Here is a 15,087-nt window from a genome sequence, read left to right on the forward strand (position 1 = left end):
GAATTATGCAGTAGCCGAGAGCAGAACAGCAGGACTGCGCCGGTGGGAACGGCGAAGCGTCGGCGGCAACGAAAAAACCCGCCTCAAAGGGCGGGTTCGTTCAAAAAATGTCCGTTGGCGTCATGCCTGGATATGCGGGTCCATGCCGCGCCCGGAAGAGAGCCTGAAAATCAGGCGGTTTCGGCGTATTCCGCACCATCCGGCTCGCGCAGAACGTAGCCGCGGCCCCAGACGGTTTCGATGTAGTTGGCACCACCGGCAGCATTGGCAAGTTTCTTGCGCAGCTTGCAGATGAAGACGTCGATGATCTTCAGTTCCGGCTCGTCCATACCACCGTAGAGGTGGTTGAGGAACATTTCCTTGGTGAGCGTCGTGCCCTTGCGCAGCGAGAGCAGCTCGAGCATCTGGTATTCCTTGCCGGTGAGGTGGACGCGCTGTCCGCCGACTTCCACCGTCTTGGCATCGAGATTGACGATCAGTTCGCCGGTCGAGATGACCGACTGGGCATGACCCTTGGAACGGCGGACGATCGCATGGATGCGCGCCACCAGTTCGTCCTTGTGGAACGGCTTGGTCATGTAGTCGTCGGCGCCAAAGCCGAGGCCGCGAACCTTGTCTTCAATCCCGGCCATGCCCGACAGAATGAGGATTGGCGTCTTCACCTTGGAAAGACGCAGCGTTCTCAAGACCTCGTAACCGGACATATCCGGAAGGTTGAGGTCGAGAAGGATGATGTCGTAGTCGTAGAGTTTGCCGAGATCGACGCCTTCTTCACCGAGATCGGTGGTGTAAACGTTGAAACTCTCGGACTTGAGCATCAGCTCAATGCTCTGAGCCGTTGCGCTGTCGTCTTCAATTAGTAGAACCCGCATATTCTTCCCCTTTTCCGCCGCCCAAGGTCATCGTGGCCCCCTTACGCGATACGGATCCAGTCGTTGCCTGATTTGGAGGCTGCCATCAAATGGTTAACAAATTCTGATTCACTCTGGCAAGGTGTATCGAGATTGTTAAATATTTTTAGCAGTCTCCTGATTTCAAACGTGAATCCAAAACGGCACTTTTCATACGAAACATGAGGAAATGCCGCTATCTGACTCTTCTGACTCGTTAATGCCGGGGCCGTCATATTTCGTGCCTCAGTATTTACGGAGCCTTAAATCATCACGCCTATGATTAACGATGCCCGTAAACGAAAGGTTACCAGCGGTAGGCTTTTGTTAATATCGCTGTCGATTTTTCGTTTTCTGTCTGTTGGGGCAGGCTCGACGGGCCAAATCAGTAACCGGGGTCTCGTTATCCACGGGAGTATTGCGTATGAAAGCACGTGAGAGCCTTGTCCGCCTGAAGGAATTTCAGGTCAGGGAGAAGCAGCGTCAGTTGAGCCAGCTTCAGATGATGATGGCTGAGTTCGAACGGATGACCAAGGATCTGGAAAATCAGATTGTTTTCGAGGAAAAGAAGTCGGGCATTTCCGATCCCTCGCATTTTGCCTATCCCACTTTCGCCAAGGCTGCTCGTCAAAGAGCCGACAATCTTCAGGTCTCCATTCGTGAGCTGAAGGCGCAGCAGGACGCTGCCGAACTCGCGCTCGAAGAAGTGCAGGCCGAATATGCGAAGGCGGCGGCACTCGAGGAACGGGACACGACGACGCGTCTTAGGGCGTAAGCCCCTCGACCGTTCTACAGCGCCGCGCGTCTAATCAGACGCGTAAAGGTCGCTGTAGCGCTTTGAATTACTGCATGTTTTTATCCTTAAATCGGATAGGATTTAAGGATACATGCGGTAGGCAGACGATTTTCATTCTTTGTCGGGCGATGCCTCTGGCATGGCCCGATCCGGCCCGATCCGGCACGATTGTCACAGCTATGAAAAACCCGCCCGACAGCCAGCTGTCGGGCGGGTTTTCCCATTTCGGAACTCTGCGAATGTGACGGCGGCCGACTCAGGCCTGGATCACATCCTGCCAGTCGGGGTGGCGCAGCGCCTGCGCGCGCATGAACGGACAGAGCGGGATGATCTTCCAGCCGCCCTTGCGCGCTTCGTCGATCGCATGTTTTGCCAGCGCCTGGCCGACGCCCTTGCCGCGCAGCTCGTCGGGAACCAGGGTGTGATCGACGATGATCAGTTTCGGCGATGACCGAGAATAGGTCATCTCGCCGGTATATCCCTCGACTGATGTCGAGTAGCGGCCGTGCGACCCGGTCTCTTCATGGGCAATATCCATCTCAGCATCCCTTCACATTCAATGTTTGCGTGTTGCCGACGATGCTATCGCATGACTGCAGCGTTCGAAACCGGTTTGGCGGAAACGGGAGGAAACGCACTGTCGCCGAAATGGTGCCTTTTGGCAGGCGAGGCGGGCGATGGAAAAGACGAAGACGGCGGCCACCGGAAATCCCGGGGCCGCCGTTCAACCTATGGCCCTGTCGGGGGCTTTTAGTGGCGATATTGCTGGATGCGTGTCGTGCGCAGGCCGGCCAGACCGTGATCGTTGATGGAGGACTGCCAGGACAGGAATTCCTCGACAGTGAGGGTATAGCGTTCGCACGCTTCCTCAAGGCTCAAAAGGCCGCCGCGGACAGCGGCAACCACCTCAGCCTTCCTGCGGATAACCCAGCGCCGGGTATTCGCCGGCGGCAGATCCGCAATCGTCAGAGGGCTGCCATCGGGGCCGATGACATATTTTACACGTGGTCGCATCATTTCGGTCATGGGACTCTCTACACAAACTCAAGACCATATGAGCCTGACCTTAGCCCGCCACATTTAACATTTGCCTAAGCCGTCAGTAACGATTTGCTCATAATTTTAAATACTTCCGCACACTCCCTCGATCACTTCCGCAACGTCCCGCCGGCGATCGCGACGCCTGTCGCGCTCGACAATAGCCGCCTTATTGTCCGGAAAGCTCTGGATTATCGCGGATTTTACATGGGAGCCATGCAATTACCACATTTCACTTTAACTAAAATTCTTGGTAACGAGGCGCCGAAATAAAGGATGAGCGACGTTTGTGCGCTCCCGATTCATTCTTGGTGCATCGTCATATTTTCACAACCGGTCGCGTTGCTTTCGCGGGCATGCCGGAGAGGGTGGCTGTATTCTGGCTGCCGGGTGAAGTTCATGCGCCGGATGATTTTCGGGGCCGTTGTATTCTCTCGACCAGGCGCGTTGGCACTGGTGATGTGGTGATCAGAGATGAAGGAATCGAATGACCCAGCCTTGCTGCGCGAGGCTGAGACGGCGGAGATGATTTCCGAAATCGATACGGCTGCCGTCCGCACCGAATACGAGCTTCTGCATCTGATGCGGCGGTTGATCGCGCGTTACGGTTTTGGCCATTTCATGATCGCGCGCCTGCCGCTGGCCGAGCAGCAGCGCTTTTCAGAACGCCTGGTGCTGAGCAATTGGCCGTCCGAGTTGGTGCGCCAATACGACGCCTGCGAGACCTTTCAGTCGAGCGTGCTGGTCGAGCGCCTGCGCGGCACCAAGCTGCCGGTGACCGGCGGCGCCGAGCTGCTCGACGCCGCCGGCAAGCCAGCCGACGAGGCGATGGTGCACCGGCTACTTGCCCATCCCGAAATGGCGCGTCACTTCGCCGTCCAGTTGCACACCAGCAGCGGCGACCCCTTCGTCGCCATGCTGTCCGGGCGGCGCGAGCCGCCGGTCGGCGTCGAGCAGGCGACGCTGTATCTCTCGCTCGTTCAACTGTTCGAATGCCTCGAGCGCACCTTCGACACCGGCAGCTCGGCGCGTGAAAAGCTGTCGAGCCGCGAGATCGAGTGTCTGCGCTGGGCCGCCGCCGGCAAGAGCAGCGACGAGATCGCCATCATCCTCGGCATCTCCACCTACACGGTCAGCAGCTATTTCAAGAGCGCGACCCGCAAGCTCGACGCCGTCAACCGCATGCAGGCGATCGCCCGCGCCATGCGGCTGAAACTGATCTGAGGCAGGCCCGCCGCGGCCGGCCTTTCGCCATGGCACCGCCCTTGCCGCCGGGCGGACAAGTTTCTATATGTCGGCGATTAGAGCATGTCGCGCAAAAGTGCGCAGCGGTTTTGCGATAACGACATGCCCAAAGACAGGAACGTAAAGCGCAACAAGCGAATCCTAGAGATCGCGACGCGCTTTGGAGCACCCCGCTTTCAAGTGGAACCGCAGGAAGCGGAGAAGATGTTCTGGAATTTTAGTGCTGCAGCGATCTTTGCGCGACTGATAAGACGCGCGGCGCTGTAGAAGCGAGAGCGGGCCGCGCGCTATTTGCCCGGCATTGCATCGCATGAAGCGTGAAACAGGGGCGAGCGCTGTCGCCGCCACCCGAAGGCCGGATTGGATCCCGTGAATAGTTTCGATTTTGACCGTAAGCCCGAAGATACGCGTGTCGTCGTCGCCATGTCCGGCGGTGTCGATAGTTCCGTCGTCGCCGGCCTGCTCAAACGCGAGGGTTATGACGTTCTCGGCATCACGCTGCAGCTTTACGATCATGGCGCTGCCGTGCACCGTGCCGGCTCCTGCTGCGCCGGCCAGGATATCGACGATGCGCGCCGCGTCTGCGAAACGCTCGGCATCCCCCATTACGTGCTCGACTATGAAGCGCGCTTCCGCGAAACGGTGATCAACCCGTTTGCCGAAAGCTATGTCGCCGGCGAAACGCCGATCCCCTGTGTTGCCTGCAACCAGACGGTCAAGTTCGCCGATCTCTTGGCGACCGCCAAGGAGCTCGGCGCCGATGCGCTGGCGACCGGCCACTATATCCGTTCGCGGCCGAGCCCGAACCCGCGCTATGCCGGCCAGCGGGCGCTCTATCGCCCGACCGACGCCGACCGCGACCAGAGCTATTTCCTCTTTGCCACCACGCAGGAGCAGATCGACTATCTGCGCTTCCCGCTCGGCCACCTCTCCAAGGCCGAGACGCGGGTGCTGGCCGAAGAGATGGGCCTTGTCGTCGCCCAGAAGGCCGACAGCCAGGACATCTGTTTCGTGCCGCAGGGCAAGTACAGCGACATCGTTTCCAAGCTGAAGCCGAATGCGGCGCTTGCCGGCGAGATCGTGCATCTCGATGGCCGCGTGCTTGGCAGCCATGACGGCATTTTGCACTACACCATCGGCCAGCGCCGCGGCATCGGCATCGCCACCGGCGAGCCGCTCTATGTCGTCTATCTCGACGCCCGCTCGCGCCGCGTCATCGTCGGCCCCAAGGAAGCGCTGGAAACGCGCCGGGTTTACCTGCGCGACGTCAACTGGCTGGGCGACGAGGATCTCGAAGTCGTCGCGGCTGCGGGCTTCGACTGCTTCGCCAAGGTCCGCTCCACCCGCCAGCCGGCGCCCGCCATCCTCAAGCGCGACGCCGAGGGTCTTTATGTCGAGCTTGCCGAGGGCGAAGCCGGCATCGCGCCGGGCCAGGCCTGCGCGCTCTATTCCGGCGTCGGCGAAGACGCCCGCGTCTATGGCGGCGGCTTCATCCGCAAATCCGAGCGCGAAGCCGGCGCCGAAGCCGCATTGAAGGTGCTTCTGGCGGCGCCTGCGGCTGCCTGAGGCAGACATTTCCGATGGCGCGGGAAAACTTCACATTTTCCCTGCGACTTGGCTTGACACTTGGCTGAACCGGGCCTTATAAGCCGCCCGTCCAGTCAAGACGGCTTCACCTTCGAAGCCCTGACGCGGTACCCGGCGGAGTAGCTCAGTAGGTTAGAGCAGAGGAATCATAATCCTTGTGTCGGGGGTTCGAATCCCTCCTCCGCTACCAATTTTCTCATTGCGCATGAATGAAACGACAGCATTTCTAAAGTTAGATAGGCTGAATGTTATCGTGACGATACCACAAGCGGGCCTGTTCAAGGGTTCGCGTATTCATAGCGGTAGCGCTGCAAGCTCCAATATGAGCTGGTCCTCATCTTCGAGGGGTTGCATCACGTTCCTGTAAGCGCGTTGCATAAGGCGCGGCGCTTCGTCGTGGTCCGATGCATGGATCATCGTGAACATATGCTTTCCGTTTTGCCCTTCATGCTCGTAGATCGGAAACGAAAAGACGTTGCGGTATCCAAGCTCCTTCCGGAACCGTTCTTCGAATTCAAACGTCAGCTTGGTTGGTCCGAGTTTCTGTAAAGACTGCCAGTCGTCTCGTCCCCACCACCGGCGAGGGATGTCAATGTTTTTGGTGAAACCTGCTAACCCTCTCGACATCCACCCCACCCCGAGAAAATAGAAGAGCTCTATTTTGTTTTGCCCTGCTGTCTTGTGGGAGGCTAATTTCTGGAGCGTCGCCCACTCACACTCGCACATAAACTGGTCAAGCAAGCAGAACGTAGCGGTCTTGTCGGTGATCACACCGCTCGCAAGGATGTTATCGATGGATTTATTGAAGTCACCGATCAGCACTTCGTATCGACGAGCTGGTTTTGTCGGTGATTGCTCGTTCTTCAGAGCTTGCAAGTATCCCGCTCGCTCGGGCTCAAGTTCACACCAGAAGAACTGCCGTAGGAATTTAGGCTCGCTCTCCACCACGAGCTTGGCTGCCCAGCTCTGAGGATTGGAAGGGTCCTTTGGTGCGGCAAAGCCGTCGATATAGGCGCCGTGTTTCGTAATAAAAACGAAGTACCGCAGGTAACGAGCTATTAGCTGGGCCTTATTCTCGGTCCAAACTTTGTGCTCTGCGTCTCTCCGCATTTTCATAGGAGAGAGTTGTTGGGGCGCATCGGGAAACAATTCTGGATGTTTTGCCATTCCTCATGGCATTCGATGGCCAGCGATTCGTCAAGGCGTCAGGCGGCATTCTCCTCAGGATAGCGCACGATTGGAAACTCACGGATCAGTTGTCCGTCGAGTAAGCCGCCTCCTTTGCCGAAAGTATCAAGCTCCTTCACTTCGCTGGGTGCCATGCCCTGCTCTTGCACAAGCGGGTTGTTGCCGATTGCGCCCCACTGTTTGTGGAACGCGGCAATGCCAAGGCGTTGGCAGTCGGATATTACATCGCGTGCCCATTGAGCTAACATTGGCCGTGCGCCGTGGCCGCTTTCGCCACCGCTGATTAGCCAGTTCGGCTTCGGGTCGTTTTCTGCAATCCGGAGCGGTCCGATGGCAGGTTCGTAGGATATGAACCAAACTGCCGCCGGCACTTCTGCGATGAAGCGTTTTCGCTGCTCGTACCGGGTTTGGTCCTCGGCAGTGAAGCCGAGCCAAACGTTTGCGTAGCCGTGATCTCCCCAGTCATTTGGCAGCATCTTGCGGATATTCTGCGGACGCTTGGTCAGAAGCTGCCAATCCAGAGCGGGCGTCGCTTTAATAATGCAGAAAAGCTCCTCACGCCAAACAGGGTCAGCCTTATTGTCGAAGACGTCAGCTAGTGACGCGCAGAATACTCTCTGGCGACGACCGTGCTGCGCAGCGAACTGTGCAGATTTTTTCTGCCAAATGTGGGGGGCTTTCCAATAAGCCTCTGTGGTCCGCTTGCGAGGTGAGTTTCCCCATTTCACATGCCCAGATCTTTTCGACCATGCTTCCGCGTAGCAGTTGTCGCAACCTGGGCTAATGTTCGTGCAACCGGTCCAAGGATTGAACGTGTGATCGGTCCACTCAATCGTTGAGTTCATGGCCATCGCGCTACTCCTTGCATCAAATCGGTTGCATCGTACCTTCAACTCACATGGTTCCCAAAGATTTAAAATCGACCTTTGAAGGTCCACTAAATGTGCGTTTCAGCCCGGACAGAGGAACTGCGGGAACTCGCAGCGCATTATCGCTACCGAACGTACCTCTCCGTGACCGGAACGGTCGGTCAAACTGGGACAGGCGGCGATCCTATCCGCACTCACCCATGACTATGCCGGTGATGCAGGTCCGGATAATGCGGGTGTTTATGCCGCATCGGTTCGTGCCGGTGCCAGTGGGAATGCGGTTCGGTGACCGGCCCGTCGTGGCTGTGGGTGTGATGCTCGTCGTGGATATGGGCGTGTTCGTGTTCGAGCGCCTCGTGGGCGTGTTCGTGGTCGTGGCGCTCGGCCAGGTGCATCCAGAGGCCGAAGGCCATCAGCAGGCCGGCTGAGAGGAATTGTAGGGTGATCGCGTCGCGGAACAGCGCGATCGAAAGCAGTGCGCCGATAAAGGGGGCGAGCGAGAAATAGGCGCCGGTTCGCGCCGTGCCGAGATGGCGCAGGCCGAGCATGAACAGCACGAGGCTGATGCCGACGCCGAGGAAGCCGACGAGGGCTGCGGCAGTGGTGAGGCCGGCAGACGGCAGCGAGGCGCCGAGCGACAGGGCAAGCACGAGGTTGGTGGCGCCGGCGGCCAAGCCCTTGATCATGGCGATCTGGACGGGATCGGCGGAGGAGAGCTTGCGCGTCAGATTGTTGTCGATGCCCCAGGCAAGGCAGGCGCCTGATATCAGCAGGCTGCCGCGATCGAGGCTCAGGCCCGCACCGTTCCACGACAGGAGAACCGCGCCGCAGAGAATTGCGGCTGCCCCCAGCAGCAGCCGGCGATCGACGTTCTCGCGAAACACCAGCCAGGCGATGGCCATCGTTGCCAGACCCTCGAGGTTCAGGAGCAGCGATCCGGAGGCGGCCGTGGTCTGGGACAGGCCGAACATCAGCAGCAGCGGGCCGAGCACACCGCCGAACAGGATGACTGACATCAGCCAGGGAATGTCGGCGCGCGCCAGCGGCGCTTCGACGCCATCAAGCCCGACCAGAGCGCGGGCGCGGTGGATGATCGCCAGGCCAATCCCGGCGCCGAGATAAAGCATGCCCGCCAGCAGCCAGGGATCGACAGCGCCGAGCAGCAGCTTCGAAAGCGGCGTCGAGGCGCCGAAGAGAACGGCCGAGCCCAAAGCGAGGGGAACGCCGGGCCAGAGGTGGGAATGATCGCTCGACATCGCAGACTTTCTGGCAATAGGTGACATCGGCCACGAGGCGGCCGGTGCGCTCCATCCAAGCAGCTAAGTTTTGCGAAGGGAAGTCTTTGTCGACGTCGGCAAGGGGGCGAGGGTTTCTCCTCCACGCCGATCGGTCGTTCATGCGCCGGTGTCGGCCACAGGCCGTGTCCGATGCTGGCGAGGAGGTGCTGCCGATATCGGCGCCGCTCAGGCGGCGAACGGAGACGGTGTCCGTGGCTGCGGTTATTCGTGGATCGACGAGGTGATCACGCTGTAGTCGGGCGCGGTGATATCCGTGCGGTATTGGGACAGGGCAACATGCATGAAGGCGATCACTGCGACCGAGAAGGCGAGCACTGTGATGGAAACGCCGAAACCGGTCTTGATCATGCCCGTATCCTCCAAGCCTTGTGTTTGTCGATGGGAGACTGTCAAACCGTGGCACGGAGACTATCGTGTGGCGTCGACTGCGCTGTTCCCCGGGTAACACGCCGTATGGTTACTGATTTCTGAACGGAGAATGCTGTCGGCAAGGCCATCGCCCGATCGGCACGGGGAGATCACCATAGCGTGAGACGGGAACGGGGTTGGCGCGGGCCCTTGTTGAAGGCAAGAGCGGCAGCCAGCTTGAAGAATTCGCTTTCGTGCGTATTGTGGCGAGCCCATGCGCATGCGTTCCGAGATGGCGTTATTGTCTCCCATTGCTGTTTGCGCCTGTGACACTCGCCAGAAGGCGTGCCTTCGTCAGTGGTTCACGAAAGCGAACGGCCATTTCATAGTGATTTCTCAGATGACGATTTCCATTCGTTGTTCCCGTCCCGCCGATTTTCCGCGCACGCTCGATATCTGGCGCAGCGCCGTCGTTGCGACCCATGACTTTCTCTCAAGCGAAGATTTCGCTGCCATCGAACAGATGGTCGCCACCCAGTACCTGCCGCAGGCGGCGCTGTGGATTGCTGTCGATGCCGCCGATGTCGCCCTTGGCTTCATGGGCATGAGCGAGGCGCGGATCGACGCCCTGTTCGTCCATGCCGAGGCCCGCGGCGGCGGTGTCGGGCGCGTGCTGGTAGAACATGCGGCCACGCTGCATCCGGTGCTGACGGTCGATGTCAACGAGCAGAATCGTTCCGGTGCAGGCTTCTACGCCCGTCTGGGATTTGAAACCACCGGCCGTTCGCCGGTCGATGACGACGGCCGGCCCTATCCGCTGCTGCATCTGCGCCGGGCGTAATCCGGCCGGCCGCTGCCCGGCTGCCGGTGTCAAACGCCGTCTGCGGTGTCGATCTCGATGAAAAACAGCTCGCACGGCGCCGGCGCCTTCAACGTGACGGCAAGCGGCCCGGAGAGCGTCATGGCGTCGCCGGCCGCAAGCGCAAGCATCTGCCCGTTGGCGTCCAGCGTCACCGCACCGCGATGACAAAAGAGCATGGCGGTGGCAGCCTCGCTCGCCAGCGAATGCTCGCCCTCGACCGCCAGCCTGCGCACGTGATGCGTCAGCTTGCCTCTCCGTGTCATGACATTGAGGTCGACGATCGTGCCGTCGATCAGGCTGGCCGAAGTGGCAACGTCGGCGGGAAAGGCAAGGGGTGCATCCGCCTCCGTCAATCGGGCCGGGTCGCGACCGTCGATCAGCAGCGTCATGCCGTTGCCTCTAAGGATCGACAGCGTGCGGTCGATGCCGGGAAAAGCGGAGAACGGGCCATCGCTTGCGACGGTCGCCATGCTCACCCGCCAGTCAAACTCCGAAAGCGACGCGCCGTCCGGGAAGACTGATATCTCGATGGTTTCGCCGCCGCCGTTTTTCCAGGGCATGCGCTTGTGGCCGGAGGCGGGCAGGAACTTCATGGCGTGCTTTCCTGAATGACGAGCCGCATGCGGTCGAAATCCTCGTTCATCGGCCGGTCGTCGGCATAGGCGGGAATGGCGGTCCGGATGCGCTGGTAGAGCGCCCCGGTGCGTTTCGCCTTGGCGTTTGTGCGCGGCTGCAGGTCGTAGGCCTGGGCGGCGGCCAGAAGCTCGATCGCGAGGATGCGCTCGAGGTTGTCGACGATGGCCAGCGCCTTCCAGGCGGCGGGCGTGGCATGTGTCAGGATATCTTCCTGCAGCGCCGAAGTGATGCCGCCATCAAGGCTTGCGGGCGCTGCCAGCCGGCGATTTTCCGCGGCAAGGGCGGCGGCCGTATATTGGGCGATCATGTAGCCGGAAGAGACGCCGCTGTCGCCGGCGAGAAAGGCGGGCAGGCCGCTGACGAGCGGGTTCACCAGCCGGTCGATGCGGCGCTCCGATATGGCCGCAACTTCGGCGACGGCGACCGCGAGGCTGTCCATGGCAAGGCCGAGGGCAGCACCCACGGCATGGGCCTGCGAGTGCACCTCCGGCGCCTCCGGCGTGCCGGATACGGCGGGGTTGTCGGTGAGGCTAGCCAACTCCCGGTTCACCACCTCGGCCACATGGTCGAAGGCGTCGCGGGCCGCACCATGCACATGCGGTACGGCGCGCAGGCTCAAGGGATCCTGCGTGCGCGTGCCGGCGCTTGCTGCCAGCATCGGGCTATCCGCCAGGAAGTCGCGCAGCGTCTTGCCGACCGCCTGCAGCCCCGGAGAATGGCGCAGTGCCAGCGGGCCGGCGGCAAAGGCATTGGCCTGGCTGCCGAGGTTTTCATAAGTCAGCGCCGCTGCCGCATCCGCCCAGGCAAAGAGTTTTTGTGCGCGCGACAGCGCCAGCGCTGCCAGGCCGGTGGCGCAAGGCGTGCCGTTGACGAGGCTCAAGCCCTCCTTGGCCTGCAGGCGCAGGGGCTGCAGCCCAAGCCGTCGCAGCGCCTCGGCACCGCTCAAGGTTTCCCTGCCGTCGTTTACCGAGCCGTGGCCGATCAGCACGAGGCCGATCGCCGCGGCATGGGTGAGATAGCCGACCGAGCCGCGCGACGGGATATTGGGAATGAGGCCGGCATTGAGCAGGGCCGTGAGCGCCTCGACCGTTTCGATCCGCACGCCGGAATAACCATGGGCGAAGTTGCCGATCTGGGCGGCCACCACCGCCCGTGCCTCGGCTCGCCCCAGCGGTTCGCCGACGCCGCAGGCATGGCTGAGGATGATGTTGCGCGACAGCGCTTCCTGGTTTTCCCTGTCGATGATGACATCGCAAAGCGCGCCGACGCCGGTGTTGATGCCGTAACCGCGGATGCCGCGATCGACCAGCGCCTCGACGACGGCGCGCGCCTTGACGATGCGCTCGCGGGCGGCAGCGGAAAGCGTCAGCCGGGCGCCGTTTGCGACCGCCGCGATCTCCGTCCAGCTTGCCGGTCCATCAAGGGTGATGGTTTCAGTCATGCGCTTCCGGCCTTCCCTGGCGACGTTGGACGAAACGGGCGACATAGTCGTTGGCGGGCTTGTCGAGAATATCGTCAGGCGTTCCCACCTGCACCACCTGCCCGTCCTTCAGGATGGCGTTTTCCGAGCCGATGCGCAAAGCCTCGTCGAGGTCATGGGTGATGAAGACGATGGTCTTCGACAGATTCTGCTGCAACTGCAGCAACTGGTCCTGCATGTCGGCGCGGATCAACGGATCGAGCGCCGAGAAGGCCTCGTCCATCAGGATGACATCGGTGTCGGCGGCAAGCGCCCGGGCGAGGCCGACGCGCTGCTTCATGCCGCCCGACAGCTGGTGCGGGAACTTGGCATCGTAGCCGGAAAGACCGACGGTCTCGATCCATTTCATACCGATGTCGCGGCTGTCGGCCTTGGAGAGGCCGCGCACGCGCTGGCCGTAGACGACGTTCTGCAGCACGGTGCGGTGCGGCATCAGGGCAAAGCTCTGGAAAACCATGCTGACGCGGTGCATGCGGAAGGTGCGAAGCGCCTTGGCGTCGAGCTCGAGGATGTTGCTGCCGTCGAACACCACCTGGCCGCTGGTCGGTTCGATCAGCCGGTTGATGTGGCGCACCAGCGTCGACTTGCCCGATCCGGACAGGCCCATGATGACGAAGATCTTGCCGGCGCCGATCGTCAGGCTGACGTCGTTGAGGCCGACGCTGCAACCGGAGCGGGCAAGGATCTCTGATTTGTCGAGGCCGTCCTTGGCCATGGCGAGCGCCGCCTTGGCGTCCTGGCCGAAGATCTTGTAGACGTTGCGGATCTCGATATCAGCCATTGCGGGGATCCTCCGTCCGGCTCTTGCCGAAACCTTGCGTGATGCGGTCGAGTACGATGGCGAGGATGACGATGCCGATGCCGGCTTCCAGGCCCTTGCCGACGTCGAGCGTCTGGATGCCGTTCAGCACCTGCTCGCCGAGGCCGCGCGCGCCGATCATCGAGGCGACGACCACCATCGACAGCGCCATCATGATCGTCTGGTTGAGACCCGCCATGATCGTCGGCGTCGCCAAGGGCAGTTCGACGCCGAAGAGGATCTGGTTGGGACTGCCGCCGAAGGCCGTTGCCGCTTCGACGACCTCGTGGTCGACCTGGCGGATGCCGAGGTCGGTGAGCCGGATCAGTGGCGGCACGGCATAGATGATGGTGGCGAGGATCGCCGGCACCTTGCCGAGGCCGAAGAGCATGAGCGCCGGGATCAGATAGACGAAGCTCGGCATGGTCTGCATCACGTCGAGCACCGGCAGGGTGATGTTGCGCACCAGCCGGCTCTTGGCGACGAGAATGCCCATGGGCACGCCGATGGCCACCGACACCAGCGTCGCCATCAGCATCAGCGCCAGCGTCTGCATGGTGAGGTCCCAGAGGCCGAGCACGCCGACGAAGAACAGCAGCGCACCGACGGCCACGGTCAGCGTCCAGCGCTTGGAGCTTTGCCAGGCGAGCGCCATGAAGGCGAGGATGACGACCCACCAGGGCAGGCCGCGCAGGATCCATTCGATGAACAGCACGGCTTTCAGAATCACCGCGCTGATCGCCTTGAAGACCCAGCCGTAGCTGCTGACCAGCGTCTGGATGAACTCGTTCACCGGCGCGCGGATGGAGAGATTGAGGGAATCCGGAAACATCGGATGTCGTTCCTTGCTCGGGCCATGACGGACGCGATACGGCCGCCGATGGCGCTTGCCTCGGGATGTCGAAGGGTGCGGCCGGCGCGGGTCTGACAGAGCAGCCCTGTCTCGGACAGAGGCGAAGCGCATCGGACCCGCGCCGGCCGACCGAACGGACTTTACTTCAGGCTGGCTTCGATCTTACCGCGGGCCTCGTCGGAGACCCATTTGCCCCAGATGTCGCCCTTGGTCTTCAGGAACTCGGCCGCTGCCGCTACCGCATCGACCTTCTGGTCGGTCATGTAGGCAAGGCTGCTGTTGACGTCTTCCAGCGGGAAGGTCGCCTTTTCCAGGATGGCGATGATCTCGGGGGCTTCCTGCGCGAAGGTGCTGTTGACGCCGTAGGAGACGTCGACGGACGGGAAGGCGCAGCCCTCATCGCGCTTGCCGGTGGCGCTCGAAAGCTCCTTCCAGCAGGCTTCGCTGTAGGCCGGCTCTTCAAGCTGCACGAGCTTGAACTTGCCCATGATCGCGGTCGGCGACCAGTAGTAGAACAGGATCGGTTCGCCCTGCAGATAGGCCGAGGTGATGGCGGAATCGAGCGCTGTGCCGGTGCCGGGGCGGAAGTTCACATAGGTCTCGCCGAGCTTGTAGGCATCGAGCTTGGCGGTGCTGACGCCTTCGCAGGTCCAGCCGGACGGGCAATTGAGGAAGCGGCCCTTGGACGGCTCCTCCGGATCGGCGAAGATTTCAACGATCTTGGCGTCGGAAAGCTGCGACACGCTCTTCAGGTCCGGGGCCTTGGCCTCGATGTTGCGGCTGGCATCGCCCTTGATGACGTATTCCGGCACGAACCAGCCTTCGCTGGCGCCGACAAAGGTCTTGCCGACGGCGACGACCTTCTTTTCCTCGACGGCCTTGTTCCAGATGTCGGAGCGGCCGAGCCATTCCTCGGCGAAGATCTGGACGTCGTTGTTGGCGGTCGCCTGTTCGAGCGTGACCGAGTTGCCGGGGATCGAATCCACCTGGCAGTCGTAGCCCTTGGACAGGATCGTTTTCATCACTTCGGTGATGAAGGCGCCGCTTTCCCAGTCGATGCCGGCGAAGGTGACGGTCTTGCCGTCGCCGCAATAGGAGGCACTGGCGTTGCCGGCGGAAGCGGCAAGCACGAGGCCGGTGGCGGCGAGGGTGAGTTTCAGTTTGCTGATCGACATGCGCATTCCCCTTTTTTGATATT

16 protein-coding genes and 1 tRNA gene are annotated in these 15,087 nt (G+C 61.1%); 5 read left to right on the top strand and 12 right to left on the bottom strand.

Annotation, left to right across the window (positions count from 1 at the left end; all coding sequences use genetic code 11):
* Positions 1-170 precede the first annotated feature (170 nt).
* Entirely contained in the window at positions 171-872 is a 702-nt protein-coding gene (ctrA, locus tag BC360_RS05505) for a response regulator transcription factor CtrA (protein ID WP_025424706.1), read from the bottom strand.
* Between the two features lie 442 nt (positions 873-1,314).
* On the opposite strand from ctrA, the gene BC360_RS05510 reads away from it, so the two are divergent.
* Positions 1,315-1,665, top strand: a complete 351-nt coding sequence (locus BC360_RS05510; RefSeq protein ID WP_053249711.1) for a hypothetical protein — start codon at positions 1,315-1,317, stop codon at positions 1,663-1,665.
* 277 nt (positions 1,666-1,942) lie between these two features.
* Here the strand turns inward: BC360_RS05510 and BC360_RS05515 are convergent, their stop codons facing one another.
* Positions 1,943-2,224 carry a GNAT family N-acetyltransferase gene (locus tag BC360_RS05515; RefSeq protein WP_065780887.1) on the bottom strand — a complete coding sequence of 94 codons (282 nt, stop codon included), beginning with the start codon at positions 2,222-2,224 and terminating at the stop codon, positions 1,943-1,945.
* A gap of 212 nt (positions 2,225-2,436) precedes the next feature.
* Positions 2,437-2,712 carry a DUF1153 domain-containing protein gene (locus BC360_RS05520; protein WP_003527546.1) on the bottom strand — a complete coding sequence of 92 codons (276 nt, stop codon included), beginning with the start codon at positions 2,710-2,712 and terminating at the stop codon, positions 2,437-2,439.
* A gap of 486 nt (positions 2,713-3,198) precedes the next feature.
* On the opposite strand from BC360_RS05520, the gene BC360_RS05525 reads away from it, so the two are divergent.
* The 3 genes from BC360_RS05525 to BC360_RS05540 all read left to right on the top strand — a co-directional run bounded on the left by BC360_RS05525 (position 3,199) and on the right by BC360_RS05540 (position 5,746).
* Entirely contained in the window at positions 3,199-3,948 is a 750-nt protein-coding gene (locus tag BC360_RS05525; RefSeq protein WP_065780886.1) for a helix-turn-helix transcriptional regulator, read from the top strand.
* Positions 3,949-4,338: 390 nt separating this feature from the next.
* Complete coding sequence (gene mnmA, locus BC360_RS05535; protein WP_065794584.1) at positions 4,339-5,535, top strand: tRNA 2-thiouridine(34) synthase MnmA; 1,197 nt, start codon at positions 4,339-4,341, stop codon at positions 5,533-5,535.
* 134 nt (positions 5,536-5,669) lie between these two features.
* Positions 5,670-5,746, top strand: a tRNA-Met gene (locus tag BC360_RS05540).
* Positions 5,747-5,850: 104 nt separating this feature from the next.
* Here the strand turns inward: BC360_RS05540 and tcmP are convergent.
* From tcmP to BC360_RS32300, 4 genes are all read right to left on the bottom strand, one after another.
* On the bottom strand, positions 5,851-6,723 hold the full coding sequence (gene tcmP / locus BC360_RS05545; RefSeq protein ID WP_065794547.1) for a three-Cys-motif partner protein TcmP: 873 nt from the start codon (positions 6,721-6,723) through the stop codon (positions 5,851-5,853).
* A 38-nt stretch (positions 6,724-6,761) separates the two neighbouring features.
* Complete coding sequence (locus tag BC360_RS05550) at positions 6,762-7,595, bottom strand: DUF5131 family protein (protein WP_065794548.1); 834 nt, start codon at positions 7,593-7,595, stop codon at positions 6,762-6,764.
* A gap of 212 nt (positions 7,596-7,807) precedes the next feature.
* Complete coding sequence (locus BC360_RS05555) at positions 7,808-8,869, bottom strand: DMT family transporter (RefSeq protein WP_065794549.1); 1,062 nt, start codon at positions 8,867-8,869, stop codon at positions 7,808-7,810.
* Between the two features lie 243 nt (positions 8,870-9,112).
* Positions 9,113-9,259 (bottom strand): hypothetical protein, encoded by a 147-nt coding sequence (locus tag BC360_RS32300; RefSeq protein WP_167590805.1) that lies wholly within the window; start codon positions 9,257-9,259, stop codon positions 9,113-9,115.
* A 274-nt stretch (positions 9,260-9,533) separates the two neighbouring features.
* On the opposite strand from BC360_RS32300, the gene BC360_RS05560 reads away from it, so the two are divergent.
* Positions 9,534-10,100: an acetyltransferase gene (locus tag BC360_RS05560; RefSeq protein ID WP_413813725.1), complete on the top strand. Its 567-nt coding sequence runs from the start codon at positions 9,534-9,536 to the stop codon at positions 10,098-10,100.
* 29 nt (positions 10,101-10,129) lie between these two features.
* Here the strand turns inward: BC360_RS05560 and BC360_RS05565 are convergent, their stop codons facing one another.
* The 5 genes from BC360_RS05565 to BC360_RS05585 all read right to left on the bottom strand — a co-directional run bounded on the left by BC360_RS05565 (position 10,130) and on the right by BC360_RS05585 (position 15,064).
* On the bottom strand, positions 10,130-10,714 hold the full coding sequence (locus BC360_RS05565) for a HutD family protein (protein ID WP_065794551.1): 585 nt from the start codon (positions 10,712-10,714) through the stop codon (positions 10,130-10,132).
* Positions 10,711-12,198, bottom strand: coding sequence for an HAL/PAL/TAL family ammonia-lyase (locus BC360_RS05570; protein WP_065794552.1), 1,488 nt, complete (start codon positions 12,196-12,198; stop codon positions 10,711-10,713). Before BC360_RS05570 ends, BC360_RS05565 begins: the two co-directional genes overlap by 4 nt.
* Complete coding sequence (locus BC360_RS05575; RefSeq protein WP_065794553.1) at positions 12,191-13,018, bottom strand: betaine/proline/choline family ABC transporter ATP-binding protein; 828 nt, start codon at positions 13,016-13,018, stop codon at positions 12,191-12,193. Before BC360_RS05575 ends, BC360_RS05570 begins: the two co-directional genes overlap by 8 nt.
* A complete protein-coding gene (locus tag BC360_RS05580; RefSeq protein ID WP_053249722.1) occupies positions 13,011-13,868 on the bottom strand; it encodes an ABC transporter permease in 858 nt (285 codons plus the stop codon). Before BC360_RS05580 ends, BC360_RS05575 begins: the two co-directional genes overlap by 8 nt.
* Before the next feature lie 161 nt (positions 13,869-14,029).
* On the bottom strand, positions 14,030-15,064 hold the full coding sequence (locus BC360_RS05585) for an ABC transporter substrate-binding protein (protein WP_065781127.1): 1,035 nt from the start codon (positions 15,062-15,064) through the stop codon (positions 14,030-14,032).
* Positions 15,065-15,087: the final 23 nt, after the last annotated feature.

It is taken from the genome of Ensifer sp. LC163 (assembly GCF_001695855.1).
Lineage (GTDB): Bacteria > Pseudomonadota > Alphaproteobacteria > Rhizobiales > Rhizobiaceae > Ensifer.